Raw genomic sequence first — 20212 nt, 5'->3', positions numbered from 1 at the left:
GGACTAACGCGGGCCATAGCATGGCGGTGATTGCGCCGGACAGGTTAGTTCCGGGCCGCCTTTTCCGGTTACGCATCCCCGGCGGTGCACGCCCCCAGTGATGCGCCCCATACAACTCAATGCCACTGGCGGCGCACAATGCGGTGGCGACGCGATTCTGCGCCCGCTGCGTACCGCTTCTCTCAGAGGGCGCACACGTTCTGTGAATACCGGGCTAACGACGTGTGGCAGAGCCGGCCAGTGCGCTTTCAGGCTGAACGCGTTCGAGCCTGACAGGGGTGCTTTTATAGGCCGGTATACCACTTTTGGTATCATGGCTGTCCAGCGGTACCAGTACGTTCGCTTCCGGATAATAGGCTGCGACCGAACCATAGGCCATATCGTGCACCACGATGGTCAGCTTATCCATGCGCCTTGAAGTCGGGTTGCCGTCCGGGTCCAGGGCGATGACGTTGACCTGCTCGCCGACGCGTAACTGCCGTTTTTCGGCCTCATCCGAGTTGATAAACAGCACATCCCGGCGTCCTGTTACGCCCCGGTAGCGATCGTTCAGACCATAGAGCGTTGTATTGTATTGGTCGTGGCTGCGCAATGTCGTCAGCACCAGATCGTGGCAGGTCAGTGAGCGTGGATCTTCATTGATGCCCGCCATCACCAGGAACTGCGCTTTTCCTGACGGCGTGTGCCAGATGCGCTCGGATGCGCCATTGGGCAGGCGAAAACCACCCGGTTGTTGAATGCGTTGATTATAATTTTCGAAGCCCGGAAACACCGCTTCAATGGCCTGGCGGATATTACTGTAATCACGCGTCATCTTGTCCCAGTCGACAACCGTATCAGGCAATGTGGCTTTCGCCAGGCTGGCCACCAGCAGCGGCTCTGACTTCAGGTGCGGCGAGGCGGGATCGAGCGTGCCTCGTGAAGCATGTACCATCGACATGGAATCCTCAACCGTGACACTTTGCGCACCCGAGGGTTGCTCATCCACCTCCGTGCGTCCCAGTACCGGAAAAAGATAACTGTGCTTTGCCATCAACAGATGTGAACGGTTCAACTTCGTCGCCATATGCACCACCAAATCCAGATTGCGCATGGCAGGAAAGGTGACCTGTGGGTCAGACATGGCTTCAGCCAGGTTGCCGCCAAGGCACAGCAGCGCTTTAGCACTGCCGTCACGGATGGCGCGAATTGCCTCAACCGCGCCGTGACCGTGTTGTCTGGGCGGCGTAAAGCCAAACACTTTTTCCAGACTGTTCAGCAGACTGTCAGACGGGATTTCGGTAATCCCAACCGTGCGATCACCCTGAACATTGGAGTGGCCGCGCAGCGGACAAATGCCAGCCCCCTTTTTGCCCATGTTGCCGCGCATCAGCAACAGATTCGCGATTTGCTGTACATTTTGTGTTCCGTACTGATGTTGTGTAATGCCCATGCCGTAGCAAATAATGGTGCGATCCGCCTCCGCATACAGCCGGGCAAGATGCTGAATCTCTTCACGCTCCATCCCTGAAACTTTCAGAATGTGCGCCCAACTGGTCGCCTCCAGATCGGCCTTCAGCGCCTCGAAGCCCTCAGTGTGTTCATGAATAAAGGCCTCATCCAGCACACCCGGTTCGCCCTGTTCTCTGGCCGTCGCATCCATGGCGAGCAGGAATTTCATCATCCCTTTCAACATGGCCGCGTCACCGCCTACGCGCACTTTATAATAGGTTGACGCCAGCTTGGTTGAGCCCATCGACAGCATCTCAATCGGGCTTTGCGGTGAGGTAAACCGCTCCAGCCCGCGTTCGCGTAACGGATTAATCGCAACAATCGTCGCACCACGTTTTGACACCTCTCTGAGCGTGCCCAACATGCGCGGATGGTTGGTGCCCGGGTTATGACCAATACATAAGACAAGGTCGCAATGGTCAAAGTCATCCAGCTCGACGGTGCCCTTTCCTACGCCGATGGATTCCGGCAACCCCACACTGGTCGGTTCGTGGCACATGTTGGAACAGTCTGGGAAGTTATTGGTACCGTATTCGCGGGCAAACAACTGCCAGAGAAAAGCGGCTTCATTCGATGCGCGGCCAGAGGTATAAAACTCAACCATGTTCGGATCGCTATAGCTGCGCAGCCGCTCACCTATTTCACGAAAGGCCGTTTCCCATGCGATGGGCTGATAGGTATCGCTGGCCGCATCATATTTCATCGGATGGGTCAGCCTCCCTTCGCCTTCCAGATCCAACGCGCTGCGCGCCCACAAATCGCTGACCTTGTTAGCCGCGAAAAAATCGGGCGTGGCACGCTTACTGGTGGCTTCCCACGACACCGCTTTGGCCCCGTTTTCGCAAAACTCAAAAGAAGACGTATGCTGCGGATCAGGCCAGGCGCAGCCGGGGCAATCAAAGCCCTGGGGCTGGTTCACCCTGAACAGGGCAATGACGTCCTGTTTCACCGCCATTTGTCCCCGAATCGCATCCGCTACAGCTTTTAATGCGCCCCAGCCACCCGCTGAGCCGCCATACGGTTTGACCCCAAAAGTACGATTCGTTTCTTTCATTTTTATCCCAACCTGTATCAATGACTTTTGCTTAAGCCTGGTACAGGATTGGGAACACGCCTGTTAAGCAGGGCGCAAAGCCTGATTTAATTTTTGCAAAATGTTACCTCGCTGCGGTTAATTGCAGCCCATGCGCTTTTTGTGTCCCAACGGCGTTACCCACCGTGTTTCGCTTAAAAGGCAGAATTTTAAATTACGCGTAAATAGCGAGCCGGCGTCACCTTTCATTTGCATAATCATGGGCAGGCAGCGCCCGCCAAATAGCGGGAAAATGACGACGAAAAATCATATCCACTCGCGTCGCGTGATATTCATTTATCCGTTCTGCTTATTTCTGGCTGGCCATTGACGCTTCTGGCGGTTTATATTTCTCCGGTGAGTCACGCTAACGGCCTGTTCGCTTACCCTTTCAGTTCTGACTTTACAGCAGCATCCTGTAGAGGTTCTTTTTTTACTGGCGCCCCAGACATCATCATAGGCATAGCCGGTCAGCGCTTTGATCACCTCACGGGTTTCGGCATCACAGTCTTTAGGTGAACCGCCCAGCTTACGGCGTGCGACTTCTTTAATCAGCAATTTGTGGCTGCGCTGGGTCAGTTTGAACTGGAACGTCAGCCAGAAACTCACGGCCAGAAGCGCGCATGTCACGCCTGCCATCAGCAGGACAATGGCGGTGATTGCGCTATCAGGCTGAGCGCCGTTCCCCTTGGCAAACCCGCTTTCCTGGAGCACCACGCCAATAATAAAGATGGCAATCGCGACCGAACTTTTGCGCGTAAGCACCATGACGCCCGCGAAGATGCCTTCCCGGCGCTGACGGGTTACCATTTCATCAATATCGGGAATGAAGCTGTAAATATTCCACGGAATATAATACAGCCCCGCGCGCGCTATCCCCATAAACAGGAAGGCGGCGCTAAATAACAGCACGGGTACATGCCACTGCCAGAGATAAACGGCATACAGAAAAAGCAGCACGACGGCAATAGATATATAAGAGAGTCTCAAGGCGTTAGAGGGCGTCATAGAAAATCTGCCCAGCAACAGCATAAATAAAAAGGTGCCGGGGATAGACATAAACATCATATTACTCAGAAGCAGCGAGGCTAATGAGGCATCCTGTTTTAACCCATAAATAACGAAATAGGTAAAAACGGCAAGAAACACATCCATCGCTGTGAACGAGCAGATATAAATGAGCAGATGCTGACGAAACGCCCGAATTTTAAATGACGAGGCGAGATCCACAAACATGTGTTTCACATGCGAAAGAAAATGACGCGCGGGTGCCGGTGGCTTTTGAACCTCGTCTGCATCCTGAATATCTTTCGCTTCCCAGGTGGTATACCAGGTAATAAATACCGCGACGCAGTAAATCACTGAGAAAATCACGCCCGTGAGTGTATAGGTGATGGCGTTGTCTTTGCCCGTGTACGTCATGATGACGCCCGGTACCGAGACCGCGAGAAAACTTCCCAGCGAGGAAAACATCATCCGCACGCCGGAAAGGCGAGTGCGTTCACTGAAACGGTTGGTCATTTCTGACGACAGGGTTTCCCACGGCACCAGCACCATGGCAGATAACAATTCGATGGTGAGATAGGTGCCAAGATAATACCAGTAGTTCATATCCGTGACCCATAATGCGCCGTACAGCAGCATCAGAGGCGAGGAAATTAACAAGAAGAAACGACGACGGCCGAATTTGCGCCCGGCCCAGGTATGGCCGAAATTATCCGTGATGTAACCCATGATCGGACTCAGTACGGAATCAATCACCCTGGCGATGGCGAAGATGGATCCGGCTTCCAGCACCGATAACCCGCAGTAGGTGGTATAAAAAAACAGTAACCAGGCACCTATCACTGCAAAGGCACCGCCCCCAAATAAGTCGGTAATGCCGTAGCCTGTTGCTACGCCATACCCGACGCGACGTTCAGTCGGTTTAACCATTTATCTGCTTCCTGTTCTGGTCGGTGTTTTATAACGGCAAGCCAGTGCCTGCCGTCGCTGTTATCAACAGAATTGGAAAAGAATGGGCGTGCGGGCTGACTACACCGCGTTAGCTAACATTTGGGCTTTGATACACAGTTCAGCCGCTTTAAACGCATGTTCCTGCGTCATGGCGTGCTCGGTGCGATGCAGACAGTCGGTGATCAACTGGCCAAAGAACGGGAAACCCACCGTGCCCGCCACGCTGTAGCGAAACTCACCGTCCTGATTCACCAGGTAAACCACATCCTGCTCGTCACGCGTGAGATCGGTATACTTGCGAATTTCGATGTAACCGTCGGTTCCGAGCAGCGTCATTCGCCCGTCGCCCCAGGTCGATAAGCCTTCCGGGGTGAACCAGTCACAGCGAAAATAGCCGGTTGCGCCATTTTCCCCTGCCAGCATCGCCTCGCCGAAATCTTCAAACTGCGGATGGTGCGGATGGTGAAAATTGCGCACCTGACTGGCAACCACACGGGCCTGACTATTGCCGGTGTAATAGAGAAACTGCTCGATCTGGTGGCTGCCGATATCGCACAAAATGCCGCCAAAGTAGCGACGTTGATAGAACCAGTCCGGACGGCCGGTTCCTTCGCGATGCGGGCCCGTGCCCAGCGTTTGCACCACCCGTCCAATCGCGCCCTGTTCCACCAGCTGTCCCGCGAAAACCGCGCTCTCAACGTGCAGACGCTCGCTGTAGTACACCGCATATTTGCGGCCGGTTCTGGCGCACATGGCTTTGGCATCGTCCAGCTGTTCCAGGCTGGTGAGTGGAGCTTTATCGGTGAAGTAATCTTTCCCGGCCGCCATGACTTTCAGTCCCAGCGCACAGCGTTCCGAGGGAATGGCCGCCCCTGCCACCAGCCGCACCTGTGTGTCAGCGAGGATCGTGTCCAGGGAATCCGCCGCCTGAGCCTGCGGAAACTGTTGCAGGAACCTGTCGACTTTGGTCGCGTCCGGGTCATAAACCCATTTCAGCGTCGCCCCGGCTTCAGTCAGGCCATTGCACATCGCATAGATATGCCCATGATCCAGCCCGGCGGCAGCGATAATAAACTCGCCTGGGTTCAAAACCGGCTGGGGTTTGCCTTTCGGCGCGTAGTTCATGCCATCCTTTTGATTCATGGTGTTGTCCTCACGCAAAGTTTTTGCCTAACGGGATCGCATCCTCATCCGCGAAATTTTCCACGGAGGCCTGTTTTTCATAAAAGTGCGGTGCGCTGGCAATCAGGCCACCGGTACGGTAGAAGGTGTCGTTGCTGGCAATCGGCAGCGTGACGGTGGTATGGGTTATAGCCGACTTGTAGATGGCGGTGATTAACGCCAGGGATTGCTTGCCCTGCTCACCGTCTACCAGCGGCGCACGCTGCTGCTCAATGGCCGAGAAAAAGTCATCCACCTGACCGGCATGCAGTGTCCATGTCAAGGACGGGATCTGCGCATACAGCTGGTCCAGTTCGTTTTCCAGCGCGATGTGATGATCCTGTTCCGGAAAGCCGTTTTCCGCCGCCTGATAAGCAACGGGTTGCCAGGGCGCAGAGAGCCGCGCTTTCTCGCCCTGTAAAATGATTTTTTGATCTTCACCGTGATGCACCACCGAGGCCGTCAGCTGTGCCAGCGTGCCGTTCGGGTAACGGAAAATAGCGGCACTGAGATCTTCGACCTCCGCATTGTCATGGGCGACATTGCTCATCATGGCGACCACGTCCGTCGGTGCGCCGAGCATCCATTGCAGCGCATCGATGTGGTGCACAGCATGATTGAGCGTGCAGCCCCCACCTTCTTTTTCCCATGTCCCGCGCCACCACAAGTCGTAGTAGGCATGACCGCGCCACCACAATGAATCAACCTGGGCGTGACAAATCTTTCCTGCCAGGCCGGAATCCACGGCCGCTTTTAACCGCCAGAAGGCATCGGTAAAGCGGTTCTGCGCCACCACGGAGAGCACTTTGCCGCTGGCCTTTTGCGCCGCGATCATGGCATCGCACTCTTCAAGCGATGCCGCCATCGGCTTCTCGCACAGCACATGTTTGCCTGCCTGTAGCGCCGCTATCGTATTCTCGGCGTGCACATAAGGCGGCGTGCAGACATCCACCACATCGATATCTGCGCCATCCGCCAGCATGGCGAGATGATCGCTGTACACGCGTACATCCTTCAGGCCGTAACGCTGCAATTTATCGCGGGCTTTGTCCGGGTACACATCCACCACCGCCACAATTTTGCCGCGTTCGGGAAACTGCAAAAACGCCTGAATATGTAAATTGGCAATATTACCCATACCTACTATCGCAATTTTTAACATGCCACTTCTCCGTCTTTGACCGTCGCTGTTGTCTTTGCGAGGAACATAGAAAAGCGGCTGTCGTGGGACAAACTGTTTTTGTGAGAATGTTCGCAGAGCGGCAAGGTAGTTTGTGAACAGCATGTAAAACCGCATTACTATCAAGCCACTACGGCTGCAAAAAATTGCAAAAATTGATTGGGACGGGGATCACACTATGGCGGGCAAGCTCAGGATGGACGAAATTTCGGCAAAAACCGGGTACTCTGTCAGTACCGTTTCGCGCGTACTGAGCGGCAAGGCTTATACCAGTGAAAAAGCCCGTAATGCGATTGTGCGCTGTGCACGTCAACTGGGTGTGTTGCACGACATGGTCAGCAGCCGCCTGTTAATTAACGGTCTGGTGGTCTTTGCGCCCGCCCGGACCTTTGCGCCGCGCGGCGATCACTTCTATCTGGAAGTGACGCGCGGGATTGCCGAAGCCTGTGCCAGCCATGATGTGCACATCAGTTACTGCCCACTGGAGGAACAGCGTGCCGATGTGAAACTGTTTCTGGAGAAGGCGGGCGCAAAAAGCAACGATGCGATCATCATCATCGGCACCGACGATCAGGCGATATTCAGCCTGGCAGCCTCGCTGAATAAACCCTGCGTCCTGATAAATTCCCGCGATAAAGACATGAAACTGGATGCGGTCTCCCCCGATCACCATGCGATTGGGTTCAGCGCCATGCAGCACCTGTTTGAGCAAGGGCACCGCCGGGTTTTGACCGTCACCTGTCTGCGCCGTGAAACGCTGTTTCTGCGGCTGGAGGGAATTAAAGACGCGTACCGCCATTTTCACCTGCCTTTTAGCGCGCAGAAGGACCTGATTGTGGTTGAAGCCTATTCTGAGCATGAAACCGAAGCCGCCCTGAATGGCTGGCTGGACGAACATCCGCGTGAGGAGTGGCCCGATGTGATAGTGCCGGTGGGCAAAGGGATTATTACCGGCGTTCAGACTGTGCTGGCGGCACGTTCCTTGCGTATTCCCGAAGATATCTCACTGATGACGACCGATCTGGCAAGTCAGCTGGCGGGCGCGGCCGGCAGGCCGGTGACAGGCTTTGCCGTCCCGTGTCGGGAGCTGGGCTACGAAGCCATCCAGCTTCTGCAGAACCGTCTGAACCGGCCCCATGCGCCCGTGTATAATCTGCTGTTGCAGGCAAAACTGATCGACCACGGCACGGTCGCCAATGCCACTCGCCATGCGGCGCGGGAGGAAATACGGGACGATCAGACACCGGCCTGAACAGAGGGATGCGGGTTTGCAGCAGGCAAGTCATCTGTTGCAGGCCCCGCTCAACGCTAGCATTTGTGATTAGCCGGCTGACACGGGCACAATAGGCGTGAATTCTCACCGAGCCCACAAGGCAAGCTGTGCAAAACAGCCTGCCTTTCCTGCCCACATAGCTGAATACAGGCTTCCCTCTTCACCTCATCGTGCTTTGTAAACCGGTTTGCATCGTAGACCTGCCCTGCCGACGCTCTTGCCGGTTCGGCATCCTGACCTCCCCGCCGGACAGTTATCACGCCTGACCCGATCTTCTGGTTCGTTGCTGCGCATGTCAGTTGCCGTGACCGCCTCCCGTTTGCGCTATACAGGTGCCTTCACGATTTCGCCTGCAAACGTGCCAGCATACGTTGCCTGTTGACATAAATAATGGCGCAGAGCAGGAGGCTCAGCATGGCCGTGCTTATAAATACGCCCGGCCCGGTCATGGCCAGCATCACACCACCCAGTAGCGGCCCGGCAGCAATACCGAGCGTTGACAATGTTGAGGCGCCCAGGTAGGCACCTCGATGTTCTGCGGGTGCCAACTGGTCGAGTAAAATATTCAGGTTCGGCATCAGAATCGCTTCGCCTGCACTAAACAACACGGTGACAGACAGCCAAAGCCAACTATCCGCTGTTCGCAGGGAGAAAAAACACAGCTGTGAGAAAAAGAAAATCACTGCACCCAACAGAATTCGCTGAGGTAAATGCATCCTCGCCATAATGCGGACCAGAAAGGTTTGAAATACCAGCACGGTCGAGGCATTCGTGACCAGTATTAACGTCACCAGCTTTACAGCCGCGTCGCTGTTCAGTAACAGAAGGTACTGGGGCAGTACCGCTTCAAAATGAATAAAAACGATACTGCACAATGTGCTGCACAAAAGCCCGGCCACAAAAATTTTATCTCTGATAATAATTCCCATAACCTGGTGAAGTCTAACAGCGAAAACCTTGTCGGCCGGCGGCGTGTTCACCGGTTTACCCGCCGGGATAAACAGGAGCACGTAGATAAAAAAAGGGAAATAGCTCAGGCCGGTTATCAGAAATGTGCCTTTCTGAGACGTCAGGCCAAAAGCAATGCCCACCAGGGGGCCCAACACCGCAGCGACGTTGACCAGGTAGTAGCGCACTTGCAAAGCCAGTGCGCGGCGGCGACGATCGCCCAGTAAATCACTCATTAACGCACGCAAAGGCGGATCGACCCACGCAAAGCAAACGCCGATAATCATCAGGCCGGTAATAAACAGACCGACTCCCGTCGCCTGCGCCAGAAGGATATAGCCGACTGCCGAAAATCCACAGCCCATCAGCAGAATAATCCGTCGTCCTAACCTGTCCGAAATCTGGCCGCCATACATGCCCAGCCCCACGGATACCAGCGCACTACTGGTCATCGCGCAACCGATGGCAACAGGCGACATGTGGTAGTTCTGTGTCATGATCATTGCGATAAATGGCCAGGCCATAAAATAGCTGAACCGAATAATCAGGGTAAAAATGAGCAGCGCGTGAACTGTCGCCGGAAAGGTTTTTAACGTCTTAAATACACCGGGCTCTACCCTGATTTCAGCGGCGGGCTTTGTTGTCATACGTCACCTTATGATGGGTCTGTTGCACACTGAAGCGTCAGAGAAGCGCACGGCTTGTCAATTAGTAATATAAGTATTCCTCACACGATGCAATATAAAATCACGCTAACTCTTTGATTCACAGGCTTATGACGTATTCAACCCTCGCCACAGGATAATGTAATGAAAAGCCTGTTAATGATTTATAACGTCAGGCGTTAATCCTGAAACAAACACCAAGACCGCCAGGGGCGCAGGCGAGAAACAAGGCGATATTGCGCATCGTTGGAAAATTACGCCTGATTCTCACGTCAGCCTGAATGCGCAGGATGGGTTTTACCCACTCTTTAAAGTTCGCCATCCCATCAATGTAAGGCGGCCATTTTTTCTCCTAACGCAGCGGTTTTTAACTGTTTCCTTACTAAAAGGGACGCCGCGCAGAGATAGCCGTTTTTTTATCCGTACATCATGCAGGCCCGGACGCTGCCTGAAATCAGACACTGTCTCGTCAGTGGTTACCCGACAAAGACCCACTCGATTGTGAATAGCAGGGATTATGTGCTCCGGGAAGAAGCCGGGATCGCCGTCGTTCAGCTGATAAGACCGGTTACACCGGATAACAGGGAACGGCTTACAGGTCGTCATACAGCGGGTCGGTTTCAGAGGAAATGGAGACAGGTCTGCCCGCACCAGGTGTTGCTGCCAGCAGAAAGCTTTAACAGGTTGCATGAAGCGAACAGCGCTACAGGCTGGCTGTTTCACCATGTGCTTGTGTTTTCAGACCGGAAATAACGGACCCTGTTTAGCATAATATGGCACCCCTCAGGCTGGTGATAACAAGGCGCTAAGCGCGCCCCGAATACCCTTATTGCGGTAGTGCATGTGCAAAGAATTTAACCCCATCAGGCCAGGCGCCCCGATGGCCTGAAAAGGCGGCAGCGGCGTGACCGATCGTCATATTTCGGCTGCCTGCCTGGGTGATATCCGGACCGTCAGCGCGTAATCTTGCCAGCGAGATACGTGACGGCCTGACAACCGCGATATGACCCGGTCTGTGCTGATCGGGGCTTTCATAGGCGACCACCACCAGCATGCCTTTATTCGCCAGCTGCTGAGCGTGCCACGCATCGCTGACCCTGATCCAGCCTGACTGACGCCCTTCACTACTGTCAAACCAGCGCGTTTGTGCGCTCGCCAGGAAAATCTGGCTGTGCTGAGGCGGCCTGAGCATATAGACGCCCAGGCGTGCGCCTACCGCCGCCGCAAACGCGCTACAGTGCGTATGATTACCGGGACCAGAATAGGTATCCGGTCTGTCAGGCTTGCCCGTTTCCCAGTTGACGTGATGATGATTCAGCCATAAATGCTCCACGTCCGCATGGTCAAGCACGGCAAGAATCTTTTGCGCGTTGGGCGTGAGCGCGCCGCAACAGGGCGCATCCTGCGGCGGCACGGACTGGACGTTGCCAGCCGGAACCGGGCTGGCGACAACCGACAGGGACGGGAAGAGAAAAGCCGCACTCGCAAAGACGGCCAACGCATATCTGCTCAGTGATGGTTTCATAGTGACCTGACTGTATAGAATTAAGGTTCGTCATTGAAAGGGCTTCTTCAGGAAGCGCACGCGCGCGACCCTTCGCCCGCCATTCCGTGCGGTGAAGCGCCGGAACCCATCGCGCCTGCCTGCACCTTCACTTTACGCCTCTGCCACATCTTCAGGGTTGGGTTTCTGCATGACGAATTGAGCTCTGCCTTCCGGGTTTCCCGCCTGAAGCGGCGAACAGCCTGCGTGTTTATGTCATCGCACGCCCGGTCGTGGCGTGCCTCGGTGACGTGACACGTCAGGCGGATTTCAACTTACTCCGGCAGGGGGTTTTTTTGCAAGGATCACGTTCTGTAAGAACCGCAAGATCACCACGGAGAATCTGTGGTGACCCCTGCCCGTTCAGAGCCTGCGCCCGTTTTCAGCAGCACAGGCGTTTGTGTTGATTTTCAAAAACTCTGCCAGTTGGTCTCCGCTGCAGCGAGAACAATATTGCTGACAGGGCGCGTCATGGCGCGCGGAGCTATCGCGCTTTTCACTTCCTTAAGCGCGTCAGGTCCTGCACGCTGGATAACAAACGTGGCAACCAGGCGGTTTAATGCTGAGGCCTGCTCCATTAATGAACGCGACGCAGAGGATGCTTCTTCCACCAGGGCCGCATTTTGCTGCGTCACATCATCCATTTGATTGACGGCCAGATGGACCTGGCTAATTCCCTGAGACTGTTCCTGGGCGGCGACAGAGATTTCATCGACCAAATCGGTAACCTGCCGGACGGCATCGTTCATTTTGTGCATATTTGTACCCACCCCTTCAGCCTGTACCGCACCGGCTTCCACAAAGCCCATTGACGATTCAATCAGCGCTTTAATCTCGCGGGCTGATGATGACGAACGCTGCGCCAGGTTGCGCACCTCGCCAGCCACGACCGCAAAACCACGGCCCTGCTCGCCTGCCCGTGCGGCTTCGACCGCCGCATTCAGGGCAAGGATATTGGTCTGAAAGGCAATCCCCTCAATGAGAGAAATAATGTCGGTAATTTTGGCCGAGCTTTCGCGTATATCGCCCATCGTCGTCAGCATTGTTTTCACCCGATCTGCGCTGTCTTCTGAAATCTCACGCGCATTTTTCGCTAACTGGCTGGCCAGTCGGGTATTTTCTGCCGTCTGACGCACCGTTTCACTCAGCTCTGACATACTGGCAGCCGTTTGCTCAAGTGATGCCGCCTGCTCTTCAGTCCTTGCCGATAAATCCTCGTTACCCGCTGACATTTGCGATGACGCTGTACTGACAGACTGCGCGGCACTTTCTACTGCGTTCAGTGACAGCGACACAGTCTGAATCAGATGGTTAAACGCTTTTGCCGTCAGGCCGATTTCATCAGAGCGTGTGTCATCTGCTTTGAGAGTGAGATCGAGGTTTTCGCTGGCCTGCTCCATCGTCAGGCGCATGGCATTCAGCTGGCGGCGAATGGCTAAAATTGTCTTAACGGTAAAGAACCCCAGCAGCAAAATAGCGGCGGCTGAGCCGGTTATCAGGGTTAACAGCGTATGATGATAGGTTCTGTCGTTTTCTCTGCTGAGCGCATTGGCGAGATCGGTATTGAGCTGAAGTTGCTGCTGATAATTCGCAATGAGCTGTCGGGCTTCGGCGCCAATCCCTGTTGTCCCCTGCAACATTCCCAGAGACACAGCATCATTCTGAGCACGTGAGGCGGCCAGAAAGGCCGGCAGGTCGCGTTCTATTTTATTAATCATAGTAAACGCCTTTTCCGTCATTTGCCTGTCTTGCTCGTTGGACGTGTCCTCTGCAAGGTAGTGCTGATTAAGCGCACGAATATGTTTGATTGTGTCGTTGACTTCTTTTTCGATGACAGCCTGCCTGGCCAGGTCAGTCACGCTCTGATGATAAAGGGCGATGATGACGGCATTACTGCCTTCAATCATCTTTGAAATACCGGTGATTGACGGGACCGTATTTTCGTTAACGTATTTGAAGCGGGTCTGAAACCCTTGCGACACGCTGACAGATACGACAACCATAGCGACCAGCGCTGCGGAAAGCAGCGAAAACGTGAACAAAAGACGCTGAGTTATAGTCATTGTTTTTACCTGGTAAAAGAGAAAAGAAATACGTCTGATATGATTCAGAAAAGAGGCGACATACAGACAGTCAAATAAAATATCGGCGCCATAAAAAAATAATCAAACGGAGTTCCCGCTCTGTTTACACGCCATTTATACATACCTCCCTCCTGAAAAAACAACTCACTTAAAGGCCTCAGTTATTTTTGCAACGCTGTTTTCTAAAAATTTAATGCCGCGCATTTAAAACGTAATAACACCCCTTTTTCTGTGCCTGACGTTAAGCCCCCGCCTTTATCATTCACTTTTCCTGTTAAAAGGGAAAACCATCAAGAAAATTAAAGCAGTATTTTAAATGACATATTTAAATATTTTTTCTTTACGCTGGAGTGCTGTTCTGTAAGGGGGGGAATCCTGCATCGCGTCCTCACAATGCAGAGCGGCGTCCTGCTGCTTTCTGATGCGACAGCCAGCCTCACTACACGAAAACGCCATAAAAACAATTTTAAAACAAAAAATTATGGCAAAATCGCGTGGCGACACGTGCCATTAAACCGTTACCCTGTCGTTTTCAATACGGGAACATTTCACGTCATCAGCCACGCTGAATGCCTGTACAGTGATGAACCGGCAACGCATAAAACCCTATTTTTAATTTATCCTTAAGCGATAACTCATTACTTGTAGCCATAAAAAAAGCCCGGCATGCCGGGCTAACACCAATCAATAAACTGCCACCTTTAGGCCGACACTGTATAGCGCAGCGCAGGAAGTGTAGTTGAGCGCCGCATTATTACTGTAGGGAATACCATAAGAGATGTAATCAGATGTTATTTTTTTCGCAAAACTAAATAAGCGCCACACTATTTTAATAGCCTTATATCATTTTTCTCTTTTCTGCAATGCTGTGTCATTGCAGCCATATAAACGCTTTGCTGCTGTCTGCTTTTTTAAACGGCATCGTGAACATGAGGTTATTTTTTTACGACGCAGGCGCGGGACATATTTACGTTAACAGAAAAGTGTCTCACAGGCGGCTTTCGCCATCAGCCGGTCAGCGCGCATCAGAAAGCCCTGACAGGGGCTGCGCCTCACCGGGCGTTGATTTTCGCAGCCAGGCGCATCCTGTTAGTCACCCGTGTCATGCTGATAGTGACTCGCTGTAAGCTGAGACAGTGAGAATATCCCCCTCAACATTCATGACGTTGCGTCAGATAACAGGGTTCATCCGGTTACTGCACCGCGCGCCCGGATAGCCCGGCGGGCGGTGATCTGTCAGACCTGAAATGCCTCCACCATGTTACGCAGCGCATGCGCCTGTTCTGACAACGAATGGGAGGCAGATGATGACTCCTCGACCAGGGCTGCATTGTTCTGCGTTACGCCATCCATCTGGCTCACCGCGATGCTGACCTGCGAAATGCCCTGCATTTGCTCAGAGGAAGCCAGAGAAATATTATCCATAGCCTCAGCCAGCTCGTTCACCCTCCCCACAATGTTGACAATGCTCTGTCCGGTCGTAGACGCCACCGTGGTGCCGTTTTCTACCTGACCTACCGCCTCTTCAATCAGCAGTTTGATATCGCGCGCAGCCGTAGCGCTGCGCTGCGCAAGCGTTCTGACTTCACCGGCCACTACCGCAAATCCCCGGCCCTCTTCGCCTGCGCGTGCCGCTTCAACCGCAGCATTGAGCGCCAGAATATTGGTCTGGAAAGCGATGCCTTCAATGACGGTCGTAATATCACGCACTTTCGTTGCGCTCATGGATATGTCCTGCATGGTATCGACCATCCGCTGCACATCCTCTTCGCCGCCTCGGGCAAGACGGGCGGTTTCGCGGGCAGATTCGGCGGTCTGCCGTGCGCCGCTGGTGTTGCTTTTCACCGTGGCCGTCAGCTGCTCCATGCTGGCGGCCGTTTCCTGTAAAGCTGCCGCCTGCTGTTCGGTGCGGGAAGAAAGCTCGGCATTCCCCTTAGAAATTTCATCGGCGGCTAACGCGACAGCGTTCGACGTATCCCGGATATTCGCGACCATGTTGCGCAGGTTGGCCTGCATGACATGAAGGGAAGCCAGCAGGCTGGTCGTGTCGTTGCGACGAAGTGTGACAGGTGACGTTAAATTTCCGGACGCAATCGATGCTGCCAGCGCCTGTGCCTGCGCCGGTTCGCCGCCCAGCTGGCGCATCAGCGTACGGATAATGATAACGCAGGCCATCACAGCAACAACCAGAGACAAAAAGACCATTATCGCCATCAGACTGGCCGTACGTGACGCTGACTCTCTGGCATCAGAAACCGTTTTTTGACTCACCTCCATCTGAATCTCGGAAAGCCGATCCAGGGCGTCCAGCATTTTCCGCTGTACCGGCCGTACCGTTTTCAGCAGGTAATCAATTGTGGCCGCCTGGTCGCTTTGCATCGCCTTCTGGCCTGCCATGGTGATCAGGTTCAGCGCCTGGTCATCTTTAGCGAGCAGGTTCTCCAGGGCATTTTTCCCTTCGGCTGATACATTCTGCGACATGCTGCTGACCAGTTTTTCGCGTTTCGCCAGGTAGTTCGCTTTCTGGTTCTGCACCCGCTCCCACTCGGTTTGCTTCTCTTTTGCATCGCTCAGTAAGGCAATATTTCTTACCGCAACGGACATATCCCGGGCAGCACTGCGCATATCCTGGATCAGATTGTACCGATACATTTTATTGTTGACGGCATTATCCATGTCGTCCCGTGCCTGCCAGAGTGCGTGAAGCGCAATGCCTGTGCAGAGCACAAAAAGCAGGATGAGCAGACTGAAGCCTGCAGCGAGACGTGTGGCAATTTTCATGGTGTTTTCCCCGATAATGTTGCTACTGCTGTGTGTAGTCCGGTTTTGCTGAATACATTTGCCGGAAAGATCTCTGCAAATGAAAATGTGTGTTTCCTTCACCTGTCAGTAACGGCTGACAGGGAAATCTATATAGATGACAAAATGGAATTCGGGTGGGACAGAGGGGACAGAAAGCAAAGCCAATACGGCAAAGTCGCGCATGGCGCGGCTGGGAGGGCGAAAACTCTTTTTTCAGAATATTGTTAGTAAACATGTCACGATAAAATGCGGCGTATCAGACACCTCCCGACACAGGGGGATCATGCTGTTCGTATGCGATCTCCCGCTTCTGTGAACAGCAGTGTGTTACGTTGACGGCAACGCCCGCAGGCCAGGCGTAACCTCATGAATTCTGTACGGGCGGAGGCGGTTCTGTGCCCGGTTTGCGATGAACATCGACACGGTCAGGATGATTCATCGGGTCCCTTTCGGAAATGCCTGTGACGCGATGTTGTCCGTTGTTGAGACGGGGAAGATGCCGTAAACCGCTGTTCCATTCCCCCGTTAACCCGTCTTACCTGCCGCCAGAAAGCATGGCAACGGCTATTCTGCCGGGGAGACTGAATGGACGGGTGTGCCCCGGCGATCCCAGCGGCGGGCCATCCACCACAGCAGTGCCGTGATACACCAGCCAATACACCACGACACATCGTTACCGGCAAACAGCCAGGTGAGTGAACCATGGTGAAGTGGATTGTCGATAAACGGCAGTTGTACCAGCACACCCAGGACATAAACGGTAATCCCCACCCTGTTCCAGCGGCCATAACGTCCGTCTGGCTGTGACAGCGCAGGAATATCCACTTTGCCCTGGGTGATCACATAAAAATCGATCAGGCTAATCGCGCTCCATGGCACGAAAAACGCCAGTAAAAACAGCAGAAAATGGGTGAACGTTTTCAGAAAAGCAGGTTCACTCAGCAATGCAATCACACAGGCCACACTGACCATCAGGACCACAAACAGAATGCGTGCACCCCGACCCATTGCGGATTGCTGGCGGAAACCCGAGACAATAGTGGTCAGTGCCATAAAACTGCCGTAAGCGTTCAGGGTGGTGAACGTGATTTTGCCGAAGCAGATAGCGAAATAGATCACCATCGCCATCGTGGGCGTACTGCCCAGGCTGACAATATAGCCAACCTCATTGCCCGCAAACGCCTTTCCGGCCAGCGCCGCGACAATCACACCCAGCGTCATGGACGCCTGCGTCCCCGTTACGGTGCCGAAAAACACTGACCAGAACAACGTTTTCGCGGAGACATTCGCAGGCAAATAGCGCGAATAGTCGGAGACATAAGGGCAAAATGCGATCTGCCATGAGGAGGAGAGCGACACCGCCAACAGGAAATGAGCCAGCGTGAAGTGCTGATTCTGCCAGACAGGCGTTAAGTCATGCGTTACCACCAATGTGATAAACAGATAAGCAAAAGCCAGTACACCAACAAGGCTGGCCAGTTTGCCAAGCTGATGGATCACCCGGTAACCCAGCACCGCAATGACGATGATTATCGCGCTAAACAGGATCATCCCCGTCGCATTGCTGACATGCACCAGCTTAGCCAGCGCCTGACCGGCCAGCACGGTACCGCTGGCCGAAAAACCGACGTACATCATGCATACCAGCAGCAGCGGAATGACCGCCCCATAGACGCCGAACTGCATGCGGCTGGTGATCATTTGCGGTAAACCCAGGCGCGGCCCCTGAACCGCATGTAATGACATAATGCCTGCGCCCAGGATCTGTCCGACCAGTAATCCCACCAGTGACCAGACCACATCGCCCCCCAACACCACCGCCAGCGCACCCGTAACTATCGCGGTGATTTGCAGATTTCCGCCAAACCACAGTGTGAACTGGCTAAAAGGATGACCATGTCGCTCCCGCAGTGGGATGTAATCAATGGAACGGCTTTCAGAGAGGCGCGGTTTCTCAACGCCTGAATAACCTGCTGCAGATGTTTCGGCTGGCATCATTTCCTCACTGGGCAGTGTATGGGGTGCGTTGCTGTTTACGTCCGGCGGACGCCAACGCAGGGTGACAGTACATGTATAGACAGGCAAGGATAGTGTCATGCTCACGCTGAAGTGACAAGGCCATGCGTCATTGGAAAATGTGATGAGGCCTGTTCGGCAAAATGTGCGCACGAAAAAGCAAAACTGCTTATTTCTGATACGATTTAAACGTAGCCGTAAAAAGTAATGTCCTTTTTGCTACGAACGCAAACACAGCAAATTTAACCTACATAATGAGACAATAATGAAAATATCCACACGCCTTATTGCAGGTTTTGGCCTGCTTATTCTTTTGTTCATCCTGTGCACCGGGATCGCCCAACAGGCCCTGCATCATGCCCGTGAAGGCATGGACGATACCGTCAACATCAAGATGAAAAAGTATCAGTTAGCGCAATCCATGTACGGTGAAGTCAGAGATATGGGCATTGCCGTCAGGAATATCGCGCTGCTCAGCGACACCCAGGCGATGCAGCCTGAAGTCACGCGGATTCAGAAACAGAAAGCGCTCTTTATTGCTAACCGTCAGGCGCTCGGCGCTATCCTGGCAACCGACTCTACGCCGGCGGGTCGTGAGGCTTTCAAAAGAATTACCGACAGCGAAGGACCAACGTTTGCCGCCCTGGATCAGGCAACCAGGCTCGGGCTGGCCAATCTTGATAAAGAAACCACGGACTATCTGTTAAAGGACGTGCGTCCTGTTCAGACTAAGTTACTGAATGCTCTGCGCGATATGACAGAGATTCAGGAGAAAAACAGCCAGGCTGCTGTGCAACAAAACAGCCATTCTACTGCCCGCGCCTCGCTGATTCTGATGCTACTGGCCACCGCTTCTGTGATTGTCGCGGTCGGTGCCTGTGCGGTCACTATAAGCGTGCTGATGCGCCAACTGGGCGGTGAACCGGCACAGGCGCAGGCGCTGGCCGCCTCCATCGCAGCCGGCGATCTGACCGCCACCGTGTCACTGCGCCGCAAGGACACCACCAGCCTGCTGGCCTCCCTTGACGTCATGCAAGCCAGGCTCCGTGCGCTGGTTTCCCAGATTAAAGAGGCTTCGGCCTCCGTTGCGCTGGCTGCCGATGAAATCGCGCAGGGCAATACCGAACTGTCCTCACGTACCGAACAGCAGGCGGCGGCTTTGCAGGAGACGGCTGCCAGCATGGAGCAGCTGACGGCCACGGTGAAAAGCAATACGGCCGGTGCACAGCAGACGGCCGATTCGGCACGTGAAACCGCACAGCTTGCCCGCACGGGCGAATCTGACGTGCAGCGCATGACGCACACCATGCATGACATTTCGGTCAGCGCCACTAAAGTGCGCGACATCACCGCCGTGATCGAAAGCATTGCCTTTCAGACCAACATCCTGGCCCTGAACGCGGCTGTTGAGGCGGCCCGTGCCGGCGAGGAAGGACGCGGTTTCGCCGTGGTCGCAGGCGAAGTGCGCACGCTGGCCCAGCGCAGCGCTACGGCAGCACGTGACATTAAAACGCTGATAGAACAGGCCGTTGAACAGGTGGAAAGCGGCGTGACGGTTGCCTCCTCAACCGGTCAGAGCATCCTGAAAATCGTTGGAATGGTCGGCGAACTGGCTGACGCCATGGATAATATCTCTCTGGCCTCCTCCGAACAGATGCAGGGCATTTCGCAGGTCAGTATCGCGGTGAGCCAGATGGATGGCGTGACGCAGAACAATGCCGCACTGGTTGAAGAATCGTCTTCGGCGTCACGCTCACTGTCGGAACAGGCGCATGCGCTGCGCGGCATGGTCGCGGCATTCCAGGTGTAAAAAAGGCGGCAACCGCCGCCAGAGAGCAATAAATTCGGTACACACCGCCAGGAACAGGTGGGCGTCGTCACGACAAAGCCTGTCCCTGGCGGACTGTCGACAGCGGCAGTTATCTTGCTCAATCACGCTGTCCGCCAGGAACGCCACCGCCCCGCACGCAGCGGTGCCTCTGACCGTCCCTGAGACCGGCGTGTCAATGCAGTCCAGACGT

General features: G+C 54.2%; 11 protein-coding genes. 2 read left to right on the top strand and 9 right to left on the bottom strand.

What is annotated here, in order from left to right; translation table 11 throughout:
- Positions 1-214: 214 nt before the first annotated feature.
- The 4 genes from C1N64_RS12230 to C1N64_RS12215 all read right to left on the bottom strand — a co-directional run bounded on the left by C1N64_RS12230 (position 215) and on the right by C1N64_RS12215 (position 6842).
- The gene (locus tag C1N64_RS12230; RefSeq protein WP_367143069.1) at positions 215-2545 is read right to left on the bottom strand and encodes an FdhF/YdeP family oxidoreductase; all 2331 of its coding nucleotides are present in this window, start codon (positions 2543-2545) and stop codon (positions 215-217) included.
- 315 nt (positions 2546-2860) lie between these two features.
- On the bottom strand, positions 2861-4498 hold the full coding sequence (locus C1N64_RS12225; RefSeq protein WP_375096265.1) for an MFS transporter: 1638 nt from the start codon (positions 4496-4498) through the stop codon (positions 2861-2863).
- Between the two features lie 99 nt (positions 4499-4597).
- The gene (locus tag C1N64_RS12220) at positions 4598-5662 is read right to left on the bottom strand and encodes a Gfo/Idh/MocA family protein (RefSeq protein ID WP_367143071.1); all 1065 of its coding nucleotides are present in this window, start codon (positions 5660-5662) and stop codon (positions 4598-4600) included.
- A gap of 10 nt (positions 5663-5672) precedes the next feature.
- Complete coding sequence (locus C1N64_RS12215) at positions 5673-6842, bottom strand: Gfo/Idh/MocA family protein (RefSeq protein WP_054687784.1); 1170 nt, start codon at positions 6840-6842, stop codon at positions 5673-5675.
- A 196-nt stretch (positions 6843-7038) separates the two neighbouring features.
- On the opposite strand from C1N64_RS12215, the gene C1N64_RS12210 reads away from it, so the two are divergent.
- On the top strand, positions 7039-8112 hold the full coding sequence (locus tag C1N64_RS12210; protein WP_033741281.1) for a LacI family DNA-binding transcriptional regulator: 1074 nt from the start codon (positions 7039-7041) through the stop codon (positions 8110-8112).
- Positions 8113-8471: 359 nt separating this feature from the next.
- Here the strand turns inward: C1N64_RS12210 and C1N64_RS12205 are convergent, their stop codons facing one another.
- The 5 genes from C1N64_RS12205 to C1N64_RS12185 all read right to left on the bottom strand — a co-directional run bounded on the left by C1N64_RS12205 (position 8472) and on the right by C1N64_RS12185 (position 18170).
- Positions 8472-9728 carry an MFS transporter gene (locus C1N64_RS12205; RefSeq protein ID WP_162285661.1) on the bottom strand — a complete coding sequence of 419 codons (1257 nt, stop codon included), beginning with the start codon at positions 9726-9728 and terminating at the stop codon, positions 8472-8474.
- 844 nt (positions 9729-10572) lie between these two features.
- Positions 10573-11271, bottom strand: coding sequence for a hypothetical protein (locus tag C1N64_RS12200; protein WP_367143074.1), 699 nt, complete (start codon positions 11269-11271; stop codon positions 10573-10575).
- A gap of 428 nt (positions 11272-11699) precedes the next feature.
- On the bottom strand, positions 11700-13352 hold the full coding sequence (locus tag C1N64_RS12195; RefSeq protein WP_394514833.1) for a methyl-accepting chemotaxis protein: 1653 nt from the start codon (positions 13350-13352) through the stop codon (positions 11700-11702).
- Positions 13353-14609: 1257 nt separating this feature from the next.
- Entirely contained in the window at positions 14610-16154 is a 1545-nt protein-coding gene (locus tag C1N64_RS12190; RefSeq protein WP_162285660.1) for a methyl-accepting chemotaxis protein, read from the bottom strand.
- Positions 16155-16739: 585 nt separating this feature from the next.
- Entirely contained in the window at positions 16740-18170 is a 1431-nt protein-coding gene (locus tag C1N64_RS12185) for a purine-cytosine permease family protein (RefSeq protein WP_205955418.1), read from the bottom strand.
- A gap of 286 nt (positions 18171-18456) precedes the next feature.
- Here C1N64_RS12185 and C1N64_RS12180 point away from each other — a divergent pair, with 286 nt between their 5' ends.
- Positions 18457-20001: a methyl-accepting chemotaxis protein gene (locus C1N64_RS12180; RefSeq protein WP_033741269.1), complete on the top strand. Its 1545-nt coding sequence runs from the start codon at positions 18457-18459 to the stop codon at positions 19999-20001.
- Positions 20002-20212: the final 211 nt, after the last annotated feature.

It is taken from the genome of Pantoea sp. SGAir0215 (assembly GCF_043543215.1).
The sequence above is the reverse complement of the archived record's forward strand: the minus strand, read 5'-3'. Positions and strand labels throughout refer to the sequence as shown.